This window comes from Flavobacterium supellecticarium (genome assembly GCF_004801375.1).
In the GTDB taxonomy this organism is placed as follows: Bacteria; Bacteroidota; Bacteroidia; order Flavobacteriales; family Flavobacteriaceae; genus Flavobacterium; species Flavobacterium supellecticarium.
The window spans coordinates 61,963-83,433 of the sequence record NZ_SSNZ01000003.1 but is presented as its reverse complement, the minus strand read 5'-3'; the positions used below and the strand labels follow the sequence as shown (position 1 = coordinate 83,433).

General features: G+C 40.9%; 19 protein-coding genes. 9 read left to right on the top strand and 10 right to left on the bottom strand.

What is annotated here, in order from left to right:
- Positions 1-2: 2 nt before the first annotated feature.
- Together E6C50_RS09545 and E6C50_RS09540 are read left to right on the top strand one after the other, a co-directional pair.
- A complete protein-coding gene (locus E6C50_RS09545) occupies positions 3-437 on the top strand; it encodes a hypothetical protein (protein ID WP_136403010.1) in 435 nt (144 codons plus the stop codon).
- Positions 434-883 (top strand): SRPBCC family protein, encoded by a 450-nt coding sequence (locus E6C50_RS09540; protein ID WP_136403009.1) that lies wholly within the window; start codon positions 434-436, stop codon positions 881-883. Before E6C50_RS09545 ends, E6C50_RS09540 begins: the two co-directional genes overlap by 4 nt.
- A gap of 45 nt (positions 884-928) precedes the next feature.
- Here E6C50_RS09540 and E6C50_RS09535 read toward each other — a convergent pair whose 3' ends face one another.
- The gene (locus E6C50_RS09535) at positions 929-1,744 is read right to left on the bottom strand and encodes a UbiA prenyltransferase family protein (RefSeq protein ID WP_136403008.1); all 816 of its coding nucleotides are present in this window, start codon (positions 1,742-1,744) and stop codon (positions 929-931) included.
- A 192-nt stretch (positions 1,745-1,936) separates the two neighbouring features.
- On the opposite strand from E6C50_RS09535, the gene gcvP reads away from it, so the two are divergent.
- The 7 genes from gcvP to E6C50_RS09500 all read left to right on the top strand — a co-directional run bounded on the left by gcvP (position 1,937) and on the right by E6C50_RS09500 (position 9,370).
- Positions 1,937-4,786, top strand: coding sequence for an aminomethyl-transferring glycine dehydrogenase (gcvP, locus tag E6C50_RS09530; protein ID WP_136403007.1), 2,850 nt, complete (start codon positions 1,937-1,939; stop codon positions 4,784-4,786).
- A gap of 59 nt (positions 4,787-4,845) precedes the next feature.
- Positions 4,846-5,226: a group III truncated hemoglobin gene (locus E6C50_RS09525; RefSeq protein WP_136403006.1), complete on the top strand. Its 381-nt coding sequence runs from the start codon at positions 4,846-4,848 to the stop codon at positions 5,224-5,226.
- 124 nt (positions 5,227-5,350) lie between these two features.
- On the top strand, positions 5,351-6,412 hold the full coding sequence (locus tag E6C50_RS09520; protein ID WP_136403005.1) for a 3-oxoacyl-ACP synthase III family protein: 1,062 nt from the start codon (positions 5,351-5,353) through the stop codon (positions 6,410-6,412).
- 2 nt (positions 6,413-6,414) lie between these two features.
- Positions 6,415-6,939 carry a class I SAM-dependent methyltransferase gene (locus tag E6C50_RS09515; protein ID WP_136403004.1) on the top strand — a complete coding sequence of 175 codons (525 nt, stop codon included), beginning with the start codon at positions 6,415-6,417 and terminating at the stop codon, positions 6,937-6,939.
- Entirely contained in the window at positions 6,939-7,787 is an 849-nt protein-coding gene (locus tag E6C50_RS09510; protein ID WP_136403003.1) for a glycosyltransferase, read from the top strand. The genes E6C50_RS09515 and E6C50_RS09510 overlap by 1 nt, the downstream gene beginning before the upstream one ends.
- 72 nt (positions 7,788-7,859) lie before the next feature.
- On the top strand, positions 7,860-8,603 hold the full coding sequence (locus tag E6C50_RS09505; RefSeq protein ID WP_136403002.1) for an MlaE family ABC transporter permease: 744 nt from the start codon (positions 7,860-7,862) through the stop codon (positions 8,601-8,603).
- 2 nt (positions 8,604-8,605) lie between these two features.
- The gene (locus tag E6C50_RS09500) at positions 8,606-9,370 is read left to right on the top strand and encodes an ABC transporter ATP-binding protein (protein WP_136403001.1); all 765 of its coding nucleotides are present in this window, start codon (positions 8,606-8,608) and stop codon (positions 9,368-9,370) included.
- Positions 9,371-9,425: 55 nt separating this feature from the next.
- On the opposite strand, the gene E6C50_RS09495 is transcribed toward E6C50_RS09500, so the two are convergent.
- The 9 genes from E6C50_RS09495 to porU form a co-directional block, all read right to left on the bottom strand.
- The gene (locus E6C50_RS09495) at positions 9,426-10,487 is read right to left on the bottom strand and encodes a mannose-1-phosphate guanylyltransferase (protein WP_136403000.1); all 1,062 of its coding nucleotides are present in this window, start codon (positions 10,485-10,487) and stop codon (positions 9,426-9,428) included.
- A 38-nt stretch (positions 10,488-10,525) separates the two neighbouring features.
- The gene (locus E6C50_RS09490) at positions 10,526-11,125 is read right to left on the bottom strand and encodes a SprT-like domain-containing protein (RefSeq protein ID WP_136402999.1); all 600 of its coding nucleotides are present in this window, start codon (positions 11,123-11,125) and stop codon (positions 10,526-10,528) included.
- Positions 11,126-11,145: 20 nt separating this feature from the next.
- Positions 11,146-11,823 (bottom strand): SDR family NAD(P)-dependent oxidoreductase, encoded by a 678-nt coding sequence (locus E6C50_RS09485; RefSeq protein WP_136402998.1) that lies wholly within the window; start codon positions 11,821-11,823, stop codon positions 11,146-11,148.
- 32 nt (positions 11,824-11,855) lie between these two features.
- Positions 11,856-12,818: a M28 family peptidase gene (locus E6C50_RS09480; protein ID WP_136402997.1), complete on the bottom strand. Its 963-nt coding sequence runs from the start codon at positions 12,816-12,818 to the stop codon at positions 11,856-11,858.
- Positions 12,819-12,906: 88 nt separating this feature from the next.
- Complete coding sequence (locus E6C50_RS09475) at positions 12,907-14,535, bottom strand: pyruvate dehydrogenase complex dihydrolipoamide acetyltransferase (RefSeq protein ID WP_136402996.1); 1,629 nt, start codon at positions 14,533-14,535, stop codon at positions 12,907-12,909.
- Positions 14,536-14,541: 6 nt separating this feature from the next.
- Complete coding sequence (pdhA, locus tag E6C50_RS09470; protein ID WP_136402995.1) at positions 14,542-15,540, bottom strand: pyruvate dehydrogenase (acetyl-transferring) E1 component subunit alpha; 999 nt, start codon at positions 15,538-15,540, stop codon at positions 14,542-14,544.
- Positions 15,541-15,791: 251 nt separating this feature from the next.
- Positions 15,792-16,274, bottom strand: coding sequence for a cytidine deaminase (gene cdd / locus E6C50_RS09465; RefSeq protein ID WP_136402994.1), 483 nt, complete (start codon positions 16,272-16,274; stop codon positions 15,792-15,794).
- Positions 16,275-16,350: 76 nt separating this feature from the next.
- Entirely contained in the window at positions 16,351-17,523 is a 1,173-nt protein-coding gene (porV, locus tag E6C50_RS09460; protein WP_136402993.1) for a type IX secretion system outer membrane channel protein PorV, read from the bottom strand.
- Between the two features lie 40 nt (positions 17,524-17,563).
- Positions 17,564-21,430, bottom strand: coding sequence for a type IX secretion system sortase PorU (porU, locus tag E6C50_RS09455; RefSeq protein WP_136402992.1), 3,867 nt, complete (start codon positions 21,428-21,430; stop codon positions 17,564-17,566).
- Between the last annotated feature and the right edge of the window lie 41 nt (positions 21,431-21,471).

Genomic DNA, 21,471 nt, shown 5'->3' with positions numbered 1-21,471 from the left:
TAATGTTTACAATTCCAAACTGGCTGATTGTCGTAGCGGGAATCGGCCAGATTTTCACCGCGATGATTTATCCATATATCCGTCACCAGGTTTTTGACTGGTACAATGATGTTACAAAATTAAAACCCTTAAATCAGGAAATAGCCAAAACCTACGGAAGGTATATACAGGGATTGAATTTTTCGTTCGGACTCATTGCCATCTTTCTTTATAACGGCTTACAACAAAACACCCGACTTGCTTTTGCTTTAACCGCGCTAATTGCCGCTTACTGGACCGGAAAAGTCGCCACTCAGATTACCTATTATCCGATGTATACGATTCCGAAAAAATGGCATTTTAAAATTGGTAGTTATTTTATGAATATCTTATTTATGTTATTTGCGACTGTATTTACCGGTTTGGTAATTCAAAAACTAAAATTCTTTTTCACATGACTACATTTACCATTACCACTCCAATTAAAGCACCTTCAAAAATTGTTTTTGATTTGGCCCGAAATATCGACATTCATAAACTATCGGTTTCCCAAACGCAGGAACAGGCAATTGTGGGAAAGACATCCGGGTTAATCGATCTGAATGAAACCGTAACCTGGCGTGGAAAGCATTTTGGTTTGTACCTCAACCATCAAAGTAAAATTACTACTATGGTGTCGCCCGATCATTTTACAGACGAAATGACAAAAGGCCATTTTACTTTTTTCAGACACGAACATCTTTTTGAAACCCGGGATGACATCACGATTATGATCGACAAAATAGCATACCATACACCGTTTGGAATTATTGGAAAATTGTTTGACATCCTGATTCTTAAAAAGCATCTGTATGATATGATTGTAAATCGGAACAAACTTTTAAAATACCTGGCCGAAAATTAAAGCCTCAAAAAATCACAAACAAAATCAGTTTTTTTTTGTAATAGATTATGCAAAAAGCAACACCAATCCCCACCAGAAAACCGGAATACTTTCCACCCAAAAAGACGTATAATAATCGGAGCGTTTCGGACTTGAAAAAAGGGTAAAAAGTGTAATAACCACTACCAATACAAGATTAATCCACAACTGTACGACCTGAAAATCGCTTTTAAAAAACTCCAGTCCGTAAAAAGGCAGCAACAGAAATAAATTAAGCCATTTGGTTCGCTTCACGCCCAATCGTTGCGGAACGGTTTGCAACGAAACATCGTCGTGCTTCAGATCGATAATTTCAAAAATAAGAATGAGGATGATCACCAAAAGGAAACGCTGAAAAAACTTTAGAAAAACATCATTCGTAAAATCCAATCCGGCGTTTAAAATCGGAAGGAACAACGTAATCCCGGCCCAGCAAAAAGCCACAATATAGATTTTCACTCCGGCCCAATTCCGGGCATTCCCCAGTTTTGGAAAAACCGGTAAGGTATACAACAATGTCAGTCCCAAAAAAGCCAGCGATACCAATTGCGTTTGCCGTTGCAAAAACCAGAAACCATACAGCGTTCCAGCTAAAGCAACCACACTTAATAAAACAATTGCTTTTAACTGCCGACTCATTTTGAGTTTTTTCGCACGGGCTAATGCATCGTATTTCACAAAGTTATAGCCAACGATTGTCCCACAAAAGGCAAATAGCGACATCGCCCAGTCAAATGAGATATGAAAAAAATGGAAGGTCATTTGCACCAAAGCGAAAACCGCAATAGCCACATGAATACTTCCGTTAATATAAAAGTCAAGTAATTTCTTGAGTAGTTGCATACTTACAAAAATAATCAATCTGTTAACAACATTTAATTTTGGTTGAAAATTCAACAAAAATTGGAGTTAAAAAAGAATTTTATTAAGAGATTAATAGTTATTTTTGTTCGCTTAAAACACAACTTAACGACAGTTTGATGTATTCTGTGTTACGGAAATATCAAACGTTTATAAACAGGACATTAAGAACTGATGAAAACAGACGCATTTGCTTTACGACATTTAGGTCCAAGAGAGAGCGACCTTCAACACATGTTCCAAACCATTGGGGTGAAGGACATGGATCAATTATTGTATGAAACATTTCCGGACGGAATCCGTTTAAAAAACGATTTACAACTGGATCCGGCTTTAACAGAATACGAATATTTAACACATATCCAGCAATTGGGTGCCCAAAACAAAGTATTCAAATCGTATATCGGTTTAGGGTATCACCCGGCAATTGTTCCACCGGTAATTCAACGTAACATTTTTGAAAACCCGGGATGGTATACCGCCTACACCCCATATCAGGCAGAAATTGCTCAGGGGCGTTTGGAAGCACTTTTAAATTACCAGACTACGGTTATCGAATTAACCGGAATGGAAATTGCCAATGCTTCGTTACTGGACGAAAGTACTGCTGCTGCTGAAGCGATGGCCTTACTTTTTGACGTACGTACAAGAGATCAGAAAAAAAACAATGCTAATAAATTCTTCGTTTCGGAAGAGATTTTACCGCAAACCTTATCGGTACTGGAAACCCGTTCCACTCCAATTGGAATCGAACTGGTAGTAGGAAACCACGAAACATTTGATTTCTCAGAAGATTTCTTCGGAGCGATCTTACAATACCCTGGAAAACACGGTCAGGTTTACGACTATGCCGGTTTTATCCATACGGCTAAATCCAAAGAAATTAAAGTTGCTGTAGCAGCCGACATTCTGAGTCTGGTAAAATTAACCGCTCCGGGCGAATTAGGAGCCGATGTAGTAGTTGGAACCACCCAACGATTCGGTATTCCAATGGGATTCGGAGGACCACACGCGGCTTTCTTCGCCACCAAAGAAGAATACAAACGTAGTATGCCGGGACGTATCATCGGCGTTTCTCAGGACGTTAACGGTAACCGTGCATTACGTATGGCGTTACAAACCCGTGAGCAACACATCAAACGTGAAAAAGCAACGTCCAATATTTGTACCGCTCAGGTATTACTAGCAGTTATGGCTGGTATGTATGCCGTATACCACGGACCAAAAGGATTACAGTATATTGCCGACAAAGTACACGCTTCGGCGGTTACTACTGCCAATGCATTGGCCAAACTGGGAATCAACCAAATCAATACCGCTTTCTTCGACACCATCACAGTAAAAGCTGATGCAGCCAAAGTAAAAGCAGTAGCCGAAAACAACGAAGTAAACTTCTATTATAGCGACAACGATACGATTTCGATCTCTTTTAACGAAACCACCTCTTTAAACGACATCAACCAGATCGTAGCTATTTTTGCTGAAGTTCTTGGAAAAGAAACTGTAACGGTAACCACTTTAGATACGGCTATCCATATTCAGGAGAAACTGGTAAGAACATCAACTTTCTTACAACACGACGTATTTAACAGTCACCATTCGGAAACCGCTTTAATGCGTTATATCAAAAAATTAGAGCGTAAAGACCTTGCGTTAAATCATTCGATGATCTCATTAGGATCGTGTACAATGAAATTAAATGCGGCTGCCGAAATGCTACCCTTAAGTATGGCCAACTGGAACAGCATTCACCCGTTTGCTCCGGTAAACCAAACTACGGGTTACTTAACCATGTTGAAAAAACTGGAAGAGCAATTAAACGTGGTAACCGGTTTTGCAGGTACCTCTTTACAGCCAAACTCCGGTGCTCAGGGAGAATATGCCGGATTGATGGCCATTCGTGCGTATCATATTTCCAGAGGCGAAGGTCACCGTAACGTATGTTTGATCCCATCATCGGCACACGGAACCAACCCGGCTTCGGCAGCTATGGCTGGAATGGACATCATAGTAACCAAAACCACTCCGGAAGGAAATATCGATGTTGAAGATTTAAGAGCAAAAGCAATCCAACATAAAGACAACCTGTCTTGTTTAATGGTAACCTATCCGTCTACACATGGTGTATACGAAAGTTCCATTATCGAGATCACCAAACTGATCCACGAAAACGGTGGTCAGGTATATATGGACGGTGCCAACATGAACGCTCAGGTAGGACTTACAAATCCTGCTACTATCGGTGCTGATGTTTGTCACCTGAACCTACACAAAACATTCGCGATTCCTCACGGAGGAGGTGGACCTGGAGTTGGACCTATTTGCGTAGCGCCACACCTGGTACCTTTCTTACCAACAAACCCGGTAATTGCTACCGGTGGTGATCAGGCGATTTCTGCTATCTCGGCTGCACCTTACGGATCGGCTTTGGTATGTTTGATTTCATACGGTTATATCACGATGTTAGGAGCCGAAGGTTTAAAACAAGCGACACAGTTTGCGATTCTAAACGCCAACTATATGAAAGCGCGTTTGGAGCAACACTACCCTATTTTATATACGGGAGAATGCGGACGTGCAGCACACGAAATGATTGTTGATTGTCGTTCATTCAAACAAAACGGAATCGAAGTAACCGATATCGCAAAACGTTTGATGGACTACGGTTTCCACGCACCAACAGTTTCGTTCCCGGTAGCCGGAACGTTAATGATCGAACCGACCGAAAGTGAAAACTTAGGCGAATTGGATCGTTTCTGTGATGCGATGATTTCAATCCGAAAAGAAATTGAAAACGCTACTGCTGACGATACCAACAATGTATTGAAAAATGCACCGCACACCTTAGCCATGTTAACAGCCGACCGATGGGATTTCCCTTACTCGAGAGAGAAAGCGGCTTATCCGTTGGAATATATTGCCGAAAACAAATTCTGGCCTTCCGTACGTCGTGTTGACGATGCTTACGGCGACCGTAATTTAGTTTGCTCTTGCGCGCCAATTGAAGCCTATATGGAACACTAAAATTCAATATAAATACGAAGAGCCGCTTTATCGCGGCTCTTTTTTTATACTTTCACAATATGAACGACATTACCACCTGGGCCGATTTACTCCATCTGATGCGACAGTTTTACAACAAACTTTTATCCGACGATCGTATCCGCTATATCTTTACCGACATTGCCCAAATTGATCTGGAAGCCCACCTTCCGCATTTGGCCGATTTTTGGGAACAAACACTTCTTCGCGAGGGAAACTACCGAAAAAACGTCATGCAAATCCATCTGGAACTCAACGAAAAAGAACCGTTACGTCCGGAGCATTTTCAAATATGGCTGAAACATTTCGACAAAACGGTTGACGAACACTTCAAAGGCAGTAATTCCGAGTTGATCAAGACCCGTGCACTATCAATAGCGACGATTATGCAGCTAAAGATTTCTCAAAAAAATCACAATTAATTTTACTATCAATAATTTTAAACTCTTTTAAATAACTATTTCATAATAATCATTTTACACAAAATTTTTACCGACACATACGCGTTTAAAATCAATAACTTAGTATTAAGTATAAATTCACCTTATGAACAGTAAAATAATCGGTTCCGGAAGTTATATTCCAAATACTACCGTAACCAATCTCGATTTTGCCCAGCATCAGTTTTTAAATGAAGACGGTTCGCCCTTTCCGTATGCGAATGATGTCGTTGCTCAAAAGTTTAAAGAAATCACGGGTATCGAAGAGCGTCGGTATGTCGAGGATCAATTATTAACGTCCGATATTGCTTATTTTGCAGCTCAAAAAGCAATCGAAGATGCCGGAATCGATCCGGAAACTTTAGATTACATCATCTTTGCCCATAACTTCGGCAATGTAAAACAAGGGGCGATACAAACAGATATTCTTCCGAGTTTATCCGCGCGGGTAAAACACAGCCTTAAAATTAAAAATCCGAAATGTGTGGCCTACGACATCCTGTTTGGTTGCCCGGGTTGGATTGAAGGCATGATTCAGGCAAATGCCTATATCAAAGCCGGTATGGCTAAAAGATGTCTTGTAATTGGAGCCGAAACCCTATCCCGGGTTGTCGACATTCACGATCGCGACAGTATGATTTATTCCGATGGTGCCGGCGCTACGATTATAGAAGCAACCCACGATGATCATATTGGAATGCTTGCGCACGAAACCGCTTCTTTTACCCATGACGAAGCCTATTTTCTATATTTCGGAAATTCCTTTAATACCGAACACGATCCCGATGTCCGCTATATCAAAATGCATGGTCGCAAGATTTACGAATTTGCCTTAAATCAGGTACCAAAAGCCATGAAAGAATGTCTGGACAAAAGTGGTATTGCAATCGAAGAGGTCAAAAAAGTACTGATTCATCAGGCCAACGAAAAAATGGACGAAGCCATTATCCAGCGGTTTTTCCGATTGTACAAGCAAACGCCACCGGAAGGCATAATGCCAATGAGCATTCACAAACTCGGAAATTCGAGTGTGGCTACCGTTCCGACCTTATACGATTTATTGATAAAAGGAAAAATTGAAAATCAGGAACTTCATAAAGGAGATGTTATTATCTTTGCATCCGTAGGCGCAGGAATGAACATAAATGCCTTCGTCTACCGATTATAATTATGTACGAAAAAACATTTCCGAACAAGCGATTTAAACATACACTAGCCTTTTTACAAAAACACATTTCCCCTTCGGAAGCCATTCTGGATTTGGGCGTTGACAACCCGTTTTCAAAGATTATGAAAGAAAACGGCTATACCGTAACCAATACCAAAGGCGAAGATCTGGATATTGATCAGCGGGCACTTGCGGAAGGCAACTATCCGGTGACGACGGCTTTTGAAATTTTCGAGCACTTGTTAAATCCGTTTACGGTTTTACAAAACATTCAATCAGACAAATTGGTTATTTCCATTCCGATGCGTTTGTGGTTTTCGCCAGCTTACCGCAGTAAAACCGATATGTGGGATCGTCATTACCATGAATTCGAAGACTGGCAACTGGATTGGTTACTGGAAAAAACCGGCTGGAAAATCCTGGATCGCGAAAAATTCACCAACCCGGTAAAACAGATCGGAATTCGCCCGTTATTACGTCGTTTTACACCGCGTTATTATATTGTTTATGCTGAAAAAGTAAAATAATGAGGTACTATATCGTTATTCCGGCACACAACGAAGAAGCCTTTATTTCACTAACGCTGAAATCGTTGGCGGCACAAACCGTACTTCCGCAACAGGTTGTGGTCGTAAACGATAATTCTACCGATAACACCCATGCCATTGTGAGCGATTTAGCCGAACGTTTTCCGTGGATTTCGATAATCGAAAAAAAATCGGATGCGATCCATTTACCCGGAAGCAAAGTTATTCAGGCGTTTCAAAAAGGATACGAACAACTAAACGACAACTATGATTTTATTGTAAAACTGGATGCCGACCTGATTTTGCCACCGAATTATTTCGAAACGATTATCCGTATTTTTCAAAGCGATTCCGAAATCGGTATGGCTGGTGGTTTTGCTTATATCGAAAAAAACGGCGATTGGATACTGGAAAACCTGACCGATAAAGATCATATTCGCGGTGCTTTTAAAGCCTATCGCAAAGCCTGTTTTGAACAGATTGGCGGATTAAAACCGGCAATGGGTTGGGACACGGTAGACGAACTGCTTTGTAAATTTTACAACTGGAAAGTCGTAACCGACACAAGCTTACAGGTAAAACACCTGAAACCGACCGGAGCGAATTACAACAAAACGGCTCGCTATAAACAAGGCGCAGCATTTTACAGTCTGCGCTACGGATTTATCATTACCGCTATCGCCTCATTAAAACTGGCCTTACTCAAAAAGAAACCACTTCTTTTTATCGACTATATGATTGGATTTTTAAAAGCCTGGTTGGGTAAAAAACCGTATTTAGTAACGCCGGAACAAGGTCGTTTTATCCGAAAATACCGTTTCCAAAAAATGAAAGCCAAGCTTACATAAGCCAAAAAACTCCGTCGCAATACCCCAAAACTCGTAACTTATTGGTATTTTAGCCAAGATTTATTAAATATTATGCTTAGATATCTGTCACAAATAGGAAAATACTTCCTGATGTTGAAAGAAGTCTTCAACAAACCGACAAAATGGTCGGCAATGAAGCAGCTAATTTTCAAAGAAATAGACGATTTAATTATCGGATCACTGGGAATTGTGGCGTTTATTTCGTTTTTCGTTGGTGGCGTTGTAGCCATCCAAACGGCGTTAAACTTAACCAATCCGTTAATCCCAAAATACCTGATTGGTTTTGCGACCCGTCAATCCGTAATTCTGGAATTTGCTCCTACTTTTATCTCCATCATCATGGCTGGTAAAATGGGATCTTTTATTACGTCCAGTATCGGAACGATGCGCGTAACCGAACAGATCGACGCTTTAGAAGTAATGGGAATCAATTCCCTGAACTATCTGGTATTCCCAAAAGTAATTGCATTACTATTGTATCCGTTTGTGATCGGTTTGAGTATGTTTTTGGGAATTTTAGGTGGATGGATTGCCGGAGTTTACGGTGGATTTGCATCGAGTGATGAATTTATGACCGGTTTACAAGTTGAGTTCATTCCGTTTCACGTGATCTATGCGTTTATTAAAACCGTTGTATTTGCTTTACTATTGGCAACAATCCCGTCGTTCCACGGTTATTACATGAAAGGAGGCGCATTGGAAGTAGGAAAAGCCAGTACGACCTCGTTTGTATGGACCAGTGTCGCGATCATTCTGGCGAATTATATTTTAACACAATTACTTTTAACCAAATAATCATGATAGAAGTAAAAGATATCGAGAAATCATTTGGTGACACCAAGGTTTTAAAAGGGATTTCCACGGTTTTCGACACCGGGAAGACCAATTTGATCATTGGACAGAGTGGTTCCGGGAAAACTGTATTATTAAAAAGCCTATTGGGTATTCATACACCGGACAAAGGAACCATTTCGTTTGACGGTCGGATTTACTCCGAACTTACCAACGACGAAAAACGCGATTTGCGTACTGAAATCGGAATGGTATTTCAGGGAAGTGCATTATTCGATTCGATGACCGTGGAAGAAAACATCGGATTCCCGTTAAAAATGTTTACCAATAAAAACCCGCGTGAAATTCAGGAGCGTGTTGATTTTGTTATCGACCGTGTAAAGTTGATCAATGCACATAAAAAGAAACCATCTGAAATATCCGGAGGAATGCAAAAGCGTGTGGCCATTGCCCGTGCGATTGTAAACAACCCGAAATATTTATTTTGTGACGAACCCAACTCCGGTCTGGATCCAAAAACATCGATTGTAATCGACAATCTGATTCATGAGATCACCGAAGAGTACAACATTACGACAGTGATCAATACGCACGATATGAACTCCGTAATGGAAATCGGAGAAAAAATTATTTTCTTAAAAGAAGGTGTTTTGGCCTGGGAAGGCACCAAACGTGAAATCTTTAAAACAGACAACGAAGCCATAGTTGACTTTGTATACTCATCGAACCTGTTTAAAAAAGTGCGAAAAGCCCAGAATCGGGAACTATAAAAGCACGACACTTTATCTCATAAAAAATGCCTCTGAATGAGGCATTTTTTATATTTTATTTTTTATCCAATAAGTTGCTTATTTTTTTAATCTCCTGCTCCTTATCTTTAGGAAAGATTAGCAGCGTATCGTTTTTATCTACAACGATGAAATCACTTAAACCGTTAATCACCACCAGTTTTTTTCCTTCGGTACGGATAATATTATTGGACGCATTTTCCAAAATCATGGTTGCATTCACTACCGCATTAAATTGATCATCCTTTGGTAATTTTTCGTGAAGTGCTCCCCAGGTACCCAAATCATTCCAGTCGAATGTTGCCGGTAACACAAATACGTTTTTCGCTTTTTCAAGGATGGCGTAATCGATTGAAATGTTTTCGGCATCCGGATAAATCGTATTGATAAATTCCTGTTCCCGTGGTGTATTGTAAAAATCCATTCCCTTTTGAAACAGACGTAACATTTCCGGATGGAAGGTTTCAAAAGCTTCGATGATCGAACGGATACTCCAAATAAATATTCCGGCATTCCAAAGGAAATTACGACTTTGGATAAACGCTTTCGCTGTGGCATAATCCGGTTTTTCGCGGAACTGTACTACTTTTTTAATCGGATTGTTATCCAGTTTATTATATTCGATATAGCCATAACCCGTATTCGGGAAAGTTGGCAAAATCCCCAATGTCATCAAAACATTATTTTGAGAACAATTATCGAATGATTTTTGAAGATTGGCTATAAACTGATCTTCATCTTCAATCCAATGATCACTTGGCGCTACTACCACTAAGGCATCCGGATTTTTTTGTTGTATTTTTAACGAAGCCAATACGGTACATGGTGCCGTATTGCGCATTACAGGCTCCAGGATGATCTGTTCCTGCTTTACCTGAGGTAATTGCTCGATTACCAACTGATTATAGCGTTCGTTGGTTAAAATCAATATATTCTCTTCCGGTACAATCTTGGAAAGTCTGCTAAATGTTTTTTGAATCAATGTTTCCCCGGTTCCCAGCATATCGTGGAACTGTTTAGGGAAGTCGACTGTACTCACTGGCCAAAACCGGGATCCAACCCCACCGGCCATTAATATTGCATAATAATTTTTATTCATCGCATTGTGCCAAATGATATGGCTAATTCTTTAATTTATTATCCGGGTAACAATTCCACTTCGGCATTGGGATTAAACAGGTAAACTCTACCCGAACTCAATTCCATACATTCAAATCGTTTTATCCGCTGTGCCCCTTTTTTAAAAATCCTTCCATTATGTATCCGAAAGATACTTCCATACGGGATTTCAAAGATATAATTTTTATCGTTAGCCGGGTCAAATTGTTTCAAAGCAAGGGCTAATGTGGCATCGGTATCGCTACTGGCTTTGGGGTTTCTAAAATGTCGGGCCAACAATGGTAACAACTGATTGGGGAAAATCTCCGGTCGCAAAAAAGGCACCATCAACCGTTGGAACGTATTTTTCCATTCGTCACCATGCGGTTTAATGTTACGCCCGTATTTTTCGAAAGCCACCAAATGCGCAATTTCATGAATAAGCGTCATTAAAAACCGATATTTATTCAGACTGGCATTTACAGTAATCTGATGATAGCCATCCGGGTGTTTCCGATAATCGCCGTGTCGGGTTACCCTTTCATTCACGATTTTCAGATGTACACGATTGCGCTTTATCAGCTCAAAAACGCTATCCAGTGCATGTTCCGGTATATAGGGTGCTAATTTATCTTTCATCTGGATTCCCCTGAACGCATTTAGGGTGTGGTTGAAGAAACCTGTAACACTTTTCCATTAAAATATTTATTGCCGTTTAGAGCAAAATCAAAAATATAGTCGGCCATTTCTTTTGCGTTTAGCGGTGCTTCATATCCCGGAAATGCTTCCTGCAACATTTCCGTCTGAACAGCACCTAATGCCAACACATTAAAAGCGATTCCTTTTTCTTTGTATTCTTCAGCCAATAATTCCGAGAGTGTGATTACCGCACCTTTACTCGAGCTATACGCTGCAAGTCCGGCAAATTTCATACTTCCCTGAATCCCACCCATACTGCTGATCGTTAGCACATGACTTCCTTTTTGCAGGTACGGAATACAGATACGGGTTAAATTGGCCACACCAAAAACATTTACTTTATAAATATTTTCGAATTCCTGAGCCGAAATTTCCCCGAAAGGTTTTAGCAATAACGCACCGGCATTATGGATAAGGATATCCACCTTTTTCCAGGTTGATGCGATAAATTGCTGTACTTTTTCCAGATCTTCCTCCAGTGACAGATCAATGCTTAAACAGCTGATATTTTCATTTTCGAGTAATGCCTGTGGTTGTTTTCGCGACAAGGCCAATACCTGATGTCCCGCTGCTGCAAATTCCAACGCCAGTTCATATCCGATTCCTCTGCTTGTCCCTGTTATAATTATGTTTTTCATTGTATTGTAAAATCGTGTTCGATTGTATGCTTTTAATTTAGTTTAATCTCTTTTTCTTTGGAATTAGTCATTCCCGCTACTGCCGGGATGATTTCTTTGGCATAGGCCGCCATATGCGCCGTATCCATCAACTTAAATTCATCCGACGGGTGATGATAGTAGGAATAATTTTCAAAGTCGAACGTACAAACGGTTTGTGCCGGCACGTTAAATTCCACAAAAAACGGATAATTATCCGAAGCCATAAACAGGCGGTATTGCAATTCGATTTCGAGGAAACCTACGGTTTTCTTTTGCGTATACTCGTTAATTTTTTCCGACATATTCGATTTTCCAAAACCGGTTATATAGGACGAAAATTCCCGCTTCATCGGTACACCCAGCATTTCAAAATTCAGCATCGTATACAGATTAAAATGCTGCTCTTTTAATTTTTTTGCCAGATGATACGATCCCAACAACCCTTTTTCTTCCGCCGAAAAGAAGACCACCAATATGCTTCTTTTATTTGTTTTATTTTTCGCAAAATATTTGGCTACTTCCGACATTACTGTTGTTCCGGAGGCATTATCGTTGGCACCATTGGCAATATCATCCCCGTTAACCGGAGTCGACACGCGTCCGATATGATCGTAATGCGCTCCAATGATCACAAATTCGTTTTTAAGTTTTGGATCATTTCCTTCGATAAACCCCACGATATTAAAAGCCGGTTTATGGAAGTTGGTCAACGTATCCCGATAGGTTTTAAAATACGGTTTAATATTATTTTCACGCAACAGATTTTCCAGATAAATGGCCGCTTTTTCAATTCCTTTACTACCACTATCGCGACCTTCCAGTTCGTCGGATGCCAGGTATTGCAACGTATGAGCGACATCTTGTTGTTTCACTTCATAAGCAGAAACTGTAGCCGTAGTTCCTTTGTCACTTTTGGTATTCGAGGTAGCACATCCCAGTAATACAAATGGTAAAAGATAAAGTGTTTTTTTCATGTGGGGAGTATTTTTACACTTTCGCTAAAATACTAAAAATCCCGTCCTGAATATCAAGACGGGATTGATTTATTTGGAATATTCCAGATTATGCCAGCATAGTCACCGGGTTTTCCAGATATTGTCTTAAAGTTTGTAAAAACTGTGCTCCGGTTGCACCGTCAACAGTTCTGTGATCACACGCAAGGGTTACTTTCATTGTATTTCCCACAACGATTTGTCCGTTGCGAACTACCGGTTTTTCAACAATCGCCCCTACGGATAAAATAGCCGAGTTCGGTTGGTTGATAATCGATGTAAATTCGGTAATTCCGAACATTCCCAGATTCGAAACGGTAAACGTACTTCCTTCCATTTCGGCTGGTTGTAGTTTTTTATTTCGAGCTCTTCCGGCAACATCTTTTACGTTAGCTCCGATTTGAGATAAAGTCATCTGGTCTGCAAAACGCAATACCGGAACTACTAATCCGTCTTCTACCGCTACCGCTACACCAATATTTACATGGTGGTTGATTACAGTTACATCGTCTTTCCATTGTGAATTTACCTGTGGATGTTTTTTCAACGCCATTGCACATGCTTTGATCACCATATCGTTAAAAGATACTTTAGTATCCGGCAATCCGTTAATCATTTCACGGGAAGCCATCGCATTGTCCATAGCCACTTCGATCGTCAGGTAATAATGTGGTGCTGTAAACTTCGATTCGGCCAATCTACGGGCAATCGTTTTACGCATTTGTGAGTTTTTCACTTCTTCCACATAGGTTTCTCCAGCCGGAACAAACGGTTTCACCTGAGGTGCCGCAGCTGTAGCAGCCGGTGCACTTGCTGTTTGCGGTTGTATCGAAGTCGCCTGAGGTGTAAAGCTCTCCACGTCTTTTTTAACAATACGTCCGTTTTCACCGGTTCCTTTTACCTGAGCCAAATCAACACCTTTTTCCTGTGCGATTTTTTTAGCCAAAGGCGATGCCAATACACGTCCGTTAGCTGTTGTAGCCTGAGGTGCTGCTGTTTCGGCAGTTGTTTCTTTTACTTCTGTTTTGGTTTCAGCAACGGTTTCTGCCGCACCACCGGCTTTGTAATTGGCAGCAAGCGCACTTACATCGGTACCGGCAGGGCCAATAATCGCCAGAATACTGTCAACCGGAGCCGACTGTCCTTCCTGAACACCGATATACAAAAGCGTACCGGCATTAAACGATTCGAATTCCATGGTTGCTTTATCGGTTTCGATTTCAGCCAGGATATCCCCTTCCGAAATGCTATCGCCGATTTTTTTCAACCAGGTTGCTACAGTACCGTCGGTCATCGTATCACTCAAACGCGGCATCGTAACTATTTTTACACCGGCAGGAATTTCGGCTGCCTGTGATTTTGTTTCTGTTTTTACGTCTTCCGAAGCCGGAGCCGTTTCTTCTTTCGGAGCTGCCGCCGCAGGCTGACCACCACCACTCAATAAAGCGGAAATATCTTCGCCCGGGTTACCGATAATTGCCAATAAAGCATCTACCGGAGCCGATTCTCCTTCTTGTATTCCGATATGCAATAAGGTTCCCGAATTAAACGATTCGAATTCCATGGTTGCTTTATCGGTTTCAATTTCTGCAAGAATATCGCCTTCTTTAACAACATCTCCTACTTTCTTTAACCAAGTCGCCACAACACCTTCGGTCATGGTGTCACTTAGACGGGGCATGGTAACAACTACTGCCATAATCGATTATAATTTATGTGGTAAAAATGGGTAATTCTCTTGTTCATATACTACGTCGTACATTACGTTTAAATCCGGGTAAGGTGATTCTTCTGCGAATTTCTCACACTCTTCCACAAGATCTTTTACACGCTGATCGATTGCTTCGATTTCAGCCTCTGTAGCATAGTTATTTTCTTTGATAATATCCAATACCTGTGTGATCGGGTCGATTTTTTTGTATTCTTCCACCTCTTCTTTTGTACGGTAGTGTTGTGCATCCGACATGGAGTGTCCTCTATAACGGTATGTTTTGATTTCAAGGAAAGTTGGTCCGTCACCACGTCTGGCTCTTTCCATCGCTTCATGCATGGCTTCGGCTACTTTTACCGGGTTCATTCCATCTACCGGTCCACATGGCATTTCGTATCCTAATCCCAGTTTCCAGATGTTGGTATGATTGGCCGTACGCTCTACGGAAGTTCCCATCGCATAACCGTTGTTTTCAACGATAAATACTACCGGAAGTTTCCATAACATTGCCATATTAAACGCTTCGTGTAGCGATCCCTGACGTGCCGCTCCATCTCCGAAATAGGTTAAGGTAACCCCGCCTGTTCCGAAATATTTATCAGCAAAAGCGATACCTGCTCCAACCGGAATTTGCGCTCCCACGATACCGTGACCACCGTAAAATCCGTGTTCTTTAGAGAAAATATGCATCGAACCACCTAATCCTTTTGAGGTTCCGGTCGCTTTTCCTAACAACTCCGCCATTACTCTTCTCGGATCAACTCCCATCCCAATTGGCTGTACGTGGTTACGATAAGCCGTGATCATTTTGTCTTTGCTCAGGTCCATTGCATGAAGTGCACCCGCTAAAACAGCTTCCTGTCCGTTATACAAATGCAAAAAACCTCTAACTTTTTGTTGTATATATAATGCAGCCAGTTTGTCTTCGAACTTTCTCCAGAACTGCATGTCCTCATACCATTTAAGGTAAACTTCTTTTGTGATTTCTTTCATATTGCTTTTACTTTTGCTGTTGCACCGTATTGATCTGACAAAGCATAATACAGCACCTTACACAATTTTGCGAACGGCAAAAATAAGACATACTCGGAAGAAGTAAAAATTTACAGGAATGTATTTTTATTATTTTTTTGTCAAGTTTTAAAAAAGGAGTTCAAACCAACCATTCTTTTTAAAACAATAAAATCTTCCAGCCTTATTCTTTCACAATTCCACACAAAACCGTTATAACGATAACATACCGCTTACAGGAATTTTTTATCGAAATGGAACGGCAATATATTTTGTAATGAATCCGATTTATACACCTCACCAACTTCACCCATAAAATACAGTTCAATTGGTTTCTCCTGACGGAACTCGTATTCGGCAATCGACTGGCGACAGGCTCCGCAAGGCGGTATCGGCGATTCAACCGGTTTTTCATCGGAAGTAGCCGAAATCGCAATTTTTAAAATCTGCGCTTCCGGATATAAAGCACCCGCCTGGAAAATCGCTACTCTTTCGGCACAAAGTCCGGATGGATAGGCTGCATTTTCCTGATTGGATCCCACCACCACTTTTCCATTATCCAATAAAATGGCCGCTCCTACCCGAAACTTCGAATACGGCGCATAGGCTTTTTTACGGATTGCAACCGCTTGCTCCATTAACGGTTTTACATCATTTGGCAATTCATCTTCAGAACCATACACCCAAAATGACGTTGTCACATCTATTTTCTTCATATTAAAAACTTCTTTTAGACAAAAAATCCAAATTCCTAACGGAATTTGGACGCTTTGTTTATTATATTATTATCTACTAATATTCATCATAGGAATCTCCGAAATTGAATGTCAGAGAGAAACGCAGGGTGTTTTCAAGCGGGTTTCTCACTTTCGATGTCGAGAACAAATAGGAAACATCCACTTTTACCACACTGTATTTGAATCCGGCTCCCATTGTAAAATATTTACGAGCTCCTTTTAATTCGCTTTCATTGAAATACCCGGCACGTAAGGCAAAGGAATTCTGATACATGTATTCAGCTCCTAAAGCCCAGGTAAACTCTTTTAATTCCTCACTCATTCCACCCGGTGCATCACCAAATGATTTAAACATTCCGGAAACCCATCCTGTTTTACGGTAATCGGAAATTGCGATATTACGGTCGTTACTATCGATAACACCGTCGCCATTAAGATCGGTAACTTCCGGAGGTGTTGGCACTAATAATTTATTTACTTCTCCCATTACGGATACTTTATTGTATTCGTCCAGGATAAAATCAAATCCAGCTCCTAATTTCAAGTTAGCCGGAAGGAAGTTACTACTTAGATCGTCGTTATCGTAACTAATTTTTGGTCCCATATTCTGGAAGTTAAAACCAGCTCTCCAACGTCCGTCGAAATCAGAATACGCAATTTCTTCCGACTGGTAGAAACCGGCCACGTCAACGGCAAAAGTATTGGCTGCAGAAGCATCATTTGTTCCGTCGTTAATTTTCAGATTCGAACGGATATAACGTCCGGCAACCGCCATTGCAAATTGATCGCTCAACTTTAAAGAATAGGACGCATCCAAAGCGAATTCGTTTGGACTAACGGTATTCAACTGATTTCCCAACGCATCGGTTAGCTGAATATCACCCAATCCGAAATAACGCAAACTACCGGCAAAGGCACTACGTTCGTTGATTTTATTAAAATAGGTTATCTGACCTAATGAAATGTCATTGGCAATTGAGGTAAGGTAAGGCGTATAACTCACAGAGAACCCTTGTTTAGTTAAAGCAAAAGCATACTTCGCCGGGTTATACTGTTGTGAAAAAGCATCAGTAGAACTCGACACCCCGATATCTCCCATACCCGCTGCTCTGGCATCGGCAGCAATCATTAAAAAAGGAACTCCGGTTGTAATAACTCTATCCTGTGCTTGCATCCATTGGGTTGCGCCTGCAAACAAACACAACGATAATATTGCAATTTTTCTCATTAGCTATTATTTGATTTAATTCAACAAATATAATATTTTATTAAAGGATTACAAGTTTTTCGTACTTTTCGGCCCTTTTATTTGAAACCGAAGATTTAACCGTTAGTTTATATACATAAACCCCTTTCCCAATCCGATCTCCAAAATCATCCCTTCCATCCCACTTGATATCCCGAGACAGAAACCCCTCAGTCATAATGGATTGATTAATTGTTTTGACCACTTTTCCGGTAATCGTCATGATCTGAACCTGCACATCCAACGGTTCGTACGGACTGTTGTGCGTAAACCAAAATTCCGTATAACTTACAAAAGGATTCGGATAATTTAACACTTTATCGAGCTCCAAACCTTCATCACCCACCACCACAAACTGAATTTCGGCCGTTACCAGATTGTTATACACATCCCACGCTTTAAACGTGAGCGTATGCAATCCTTTTGCCAGATTCCGGAACGGAAACCGTAGTTTTCCTTTGGTATAATCGTCCGGAAACGTTTCGTAATAATCGTTCATCACATACGGTTTGGTTTCATCGCCATCCAGAATTCCGATAATATCGTGTCCGATGCCACTGGCCGTATTAATTCCGTTTTCGTCTTCCAAAAACGCCAGCAAATACGGCGATGCATTGGTAATTCCACCCGACACAAACGATTCGTCATTCATATACAAACGCACTTTTGGGGGTGTATTATCGACCGCTGCATTTGGATTTACGCCACCAATCTGAATCAACGTATCGTAACCGGTTTGATTTTCCAATATCTGTTTTTTCTTCGCATAAAAACTCACCCTTCCGTTACCCACTGGCACCCGAATATCTTTAGGCATCACAAACCCAAACTCGAACGCACCGTTTGTTACCGAGGCATTTCCTCTGAAAACAGTTTCCCCCAGGGTTTTAAAATTCATAATAATCAAACCATTACTATTGGAAGCACCATTATTACCTAACGTACTTCTTGAAATTTTCTTATCAAAAATCTGCACCGCCAGATCACCATTATAAGACGGTAATGGATTTCCAATTTCATCGGTTACTTCTCCGGTGAGTTTCACATACGAAAGTGCCTGCAACGCATTATTAAATTGCGCAATCGGAACATCATTCACTTTTGTAAGTCGGATTTTTGGTTTTGGTATCGCCAGCTTCATTGCCGGATCACCAATAAAAAACACCACATTCCGGTTATCGGTCAGGTTTTCGTTTTTTGTTTTGCGAAGTGCTTCCGACATCGTATCGTACACATCCGACCCATAGGAATACAGGAATTTACTCAGAGATTTATTCATATTTAATCCGGTAGTAATTCCGATTTCCCGGGTTGTCGCTACCAAAGCCACCGCTCCGCCAGCCGTATTCCAGTACATATACTCCCCTCCCGTTGGACGATACGGATTATCAAAACGGGTAAACTCACAGGTAATCGTAATAAACAATGGATAACGAAAACGATTCGTCAGATTTTGCGCATCCGCTTTATCAAAAATACGTTCGGTAGCCAACCCATCTTCCCCTCCGTGACCAAAGTAATTCACTGCCAAAGCACCTTGCGCAAAAGCCTCCAATATATCCTGTCTTGCTTTCGGATAGCGCTCCCCTCCGGCAGCCACTTCCTGTAAATAGGAATCAGTATGAATTTTCTTTACATTCACAAATGGTTTTTTTTCATACAATTCATCCCCCAGTCTATCCAGGTCAAACTGCAAAGTCGCATCGGTCGTATTATCAGCATCATCCGAAATCAACACATAATTATTGCGCCATCTGCCATAGGATCGTTCGTCAAAATACTCCAACGCTTTAGTAACCATATCGTTCGCCTGCTGACTTGAACTTACCAACATCCTCCCCACTGCAATATCCAAACCAGCAGTCGTTAACATCGGGCCTTCAGTCGGATCCATCAACACATAAAAATCATCCGACATAAACGACGCGTAGGCCGAGAAATTCTGCGAATTATTTACTTTCGGATCATTTGGATTAAGCCCGTGGAAAACCGGCACTATATTCGTATTGTTTGGAATTCTGTTTTTATAATCAAAAGAGGCATCGCCAAACATATTCACATATCGTACTCTTTTAGTCGGCGTTGAGGCATTCCAGTATACATATTTAATAAAATTCCGAATTGCAGCAATATCCTGTTTTCCGGATGAAAACTCCTGATAGATATTTTCGAGATTAACCACTTTTACATTTAACCCGGAGTTATTACGGTGATAATTTGCCAATCGTTCCGCCTGACCGTTTAAAGAAGCCGGCGTTATAATCAGATAATCCACATCCTGAAATTCCCCCTGTTGGTTTTTAAAGATCGTTCCTTTTAAATCCTGATTCGGGATACGACCTGCCCCATCATTCATCGGCGAATACAAATCATTATAATCGACCGCTACGTATTTACGGACTTCCCCCAGATTCGCTTTAAACGAAAACGTAGCCTGTCCCTGATTTTCAAATTTGGTTACATTATAAATATCCGTCACATCCCAAACCTGTCCGATACCGGAAGCATTCGACAGTATATATTCGGCCACACCTATATTATTGGCCGCATCATTTCTGTAGAACAAAAACTGTTTTCCATAACCAGTCAATTGCCGTTGCGATTCCAATGCAATATAATCGAGATACCCATTAGACGAAGGTACTCCTCCGTTATCATATGTCAGCTTTACTGAAATATCTCCGGACGTAGCCGAAAAAGTATTTTCAAGTAAGGTCTCATAGGCTGCCACATGCACATCCGGACTCAGCGCATTAAAATTGACTGTACCAACACTTTGCTCGTTTGCTTTTACCTGAAAAGAAGAATTTCCATAGGAAGCCGAAGCCATATTCACCCGGATTTTTACCGGAACAGAAGTCACAAGATTTGGAATCTGAAATTTAAACGTCTGTTCGTTTTCAATGGCAAACATTTCTCCAAACCATTTTCGCCCCAATCGGCCGATATTGACTTTATCCACTTCGTGAAACTGATAATCATCAAACTGATTATAGGTCACCGTTGTAGCCTGCGACGGTTGCACATTGGTATTGATCCGTTTACCCGGACCACCTTTTGCCGTAATATAATAATGCGAACGATCGGCATACAGATTCACATTCGTAAGACTCTCCTTATTCCAACCTTCCGGGCCTTCGGCATAAAAAATGATATAATCATATTCTCCAAAATCGCCATCCCCTTCACCGATCACCTGAATTGCATTTTCTTCCAGATCATCCGGATAAGGCGTACTGTTCAACAGTGGCAACATGCGCCCACCATTCCCGTAGATTTTAATATTTCTCGGATCCACTCCGGTATTCATACCGAGTTGCTGTAAAAAAGCCCTTGATATTTTATAAACTCCTGATTTTTCGACATAAAAACGATAAAAATCACCCGAGGCCAGCACCGAATTCGTAACCGCAGCCACATTCATATTCAGAGAAGCCATTCGGGATGAACCACCATTGGAAAATTCGGCATCCAGCGACACCACTCTTTTAAACATTTCGCCTACCTTAATAATAGGAGAAAAAATCAGCACTGCTTTTTGTTCATCTCTTGCGATAAAATGCTCCAGTTTTTCATTCAGTTTATCCGGCAAAGACGCCACTGAAAGATCATTAAGATCGCTACGACTAATGGATTCGTAAACCACATTCGAAATTTTCAATGATCGGGTATCGATAGTACCAGTAACCGGAATTGCTTTTTTAAAACGAATGCTCTTCAGATCGGCATTAAACTCGAAGTTCTCCGCCGCAAATTGCGGCACCTTATAATTAACGGTCTCATACTGTATTCCTGCAGCCGGTTTCCATTCAATTACAATATGCTCTTTCTGCTGCGCGAACGATAGCAGACTCGTAAACAAAAAGATAAAGAGTATATATTTTTTCATCAAGATCAAAACGTATTAATTACAGAGATATTACAAAGAGA

Bases quoted from the DNA above. Each gene is read 5' to 3' on its own strand.
- porU (WP_136402992.1), bottom strand. From the start codon at position 21,430: ATGAAAAAATATATACTCTTTATCTTTTTGTTTACGAGTCTGCTATCG.
- E6C50_RS09485 (WP_136402998.1), bottom strand. From the start codon at position 11,823: ATGAAAAACATAATTATAACAGGGACAAGCAGAGGAATCGGATATGAA.
- E6C50_RS09510 (WP_136403003.1), top strand. From the start codon at position 6,939: ATGAGGTACTATATCGTTATTCCGGCACACAACGAAGAAGCCTTTATT.
- E6C50_RS09545 (WP_136403010.1), top strand. From the start codon at position 3: ATGTTTACAATTCCAAACTGGCTGATTGTCGTAGCGGGAATCGGCCAG.
- E6C50_RS09515 (WP_136403004.1), top strand. From the start codon at position 6,415: ATGTACGAAAAAACATTTCCGAACAAGCGATTTAAACATACACTAGCC.
- E6C50_RS09475 (WP_136402996.1), bottom strand. From the start codon at position 14,535: ATGGCAGTAGTTGTTACCATGCCCCGTCTAAGTGACACCATGACCGAA.
- E6C50_RS09540 (WP_136403009.1), top strand. From the start codon at position 434: ATGACTACATTTACCATTACCACTCCAATTAAAGCACCTTCAAAAATT.
- E6C50_RS09480 (WP_136402997.1), bottom strand. From the start codon at position 12,818: ATGAAAAAAACACTTTATCTTTTACCATTTGTATTACTGGGATGTGCT.
- E6C50_RS09500 (WP_136403001.1), top strand. From the start codon at position 8,606: ATGATAGAAGTAAAAGATATCGAGAAATCATTTGGTGACACCAAGGTT.
- gcvP (WP_136403007.1), top strand. From the start codon at position 1,937: ATGAAAACAGACGCATTTGCTTTACGACATTTAGGTCCAAGAGAGAGC.
- porV (WP_136402993.1), bottom strand. From the start codon at position 17,523: ATGAGAAAAATTGCAATATTATCGTTGTGTTTGTTTGCAGGCGCAACC.
- E6C50_RS09490 (WP_136402999.1), bottom strand. From the start codon at position 11,125: ATGAAAGATAAATTAGCACCCTATATACCGGAACATGCACTGGATAGC.
- pdhA (WP_136402995.1), bottom strand. From the start codon at position 15,540: ATGAAAGAAATCACAAAAGAAGTTTACCTTAAATGGTATGAGGACATG.
- E6C50_RS09495 (WP_136403000.1), bottom strand. From the start codon at position 10,487: ATGAATAAAAATTATTATGCAATATTAATGGCCGGTGGGGTTGGATCC.
- E6C50_RS09525 (WP_136403006.1), top strand. From the start codon at position 4,846: ATGAACGACATTACCACCTGGGCCGATTTACTCCATCTGATGCGACAG.
- E6C50_RS09505 (WP_136403002.1), top strand. From the start codon at position 7,860: ATGCTTAGATATCTGTCACAAATAGGAAAATACTTCCTGATGTTGAAA.
- cdd (WP_136402994.1), bottom strand. From the start codon at position 16,274: ATGAAGAAAATAGATGTGACAACGTCATTTTGGGTGTATGGTTCTGAA.
- E6C50_RS09535 (WP_136403008.1), bottom strand. From the start codon at position 1,744: ATGCAACTACTCAAGAAATTACTTGACTTTTATATTAACGGAAGTATT.
- E6C50_RS09520 (WP_136403005.1), top strand. From the start codon at position 5,351: ATGAACAGTAAAATAATCGGTTCCGGAAGTTATATTCCAAATACTACC.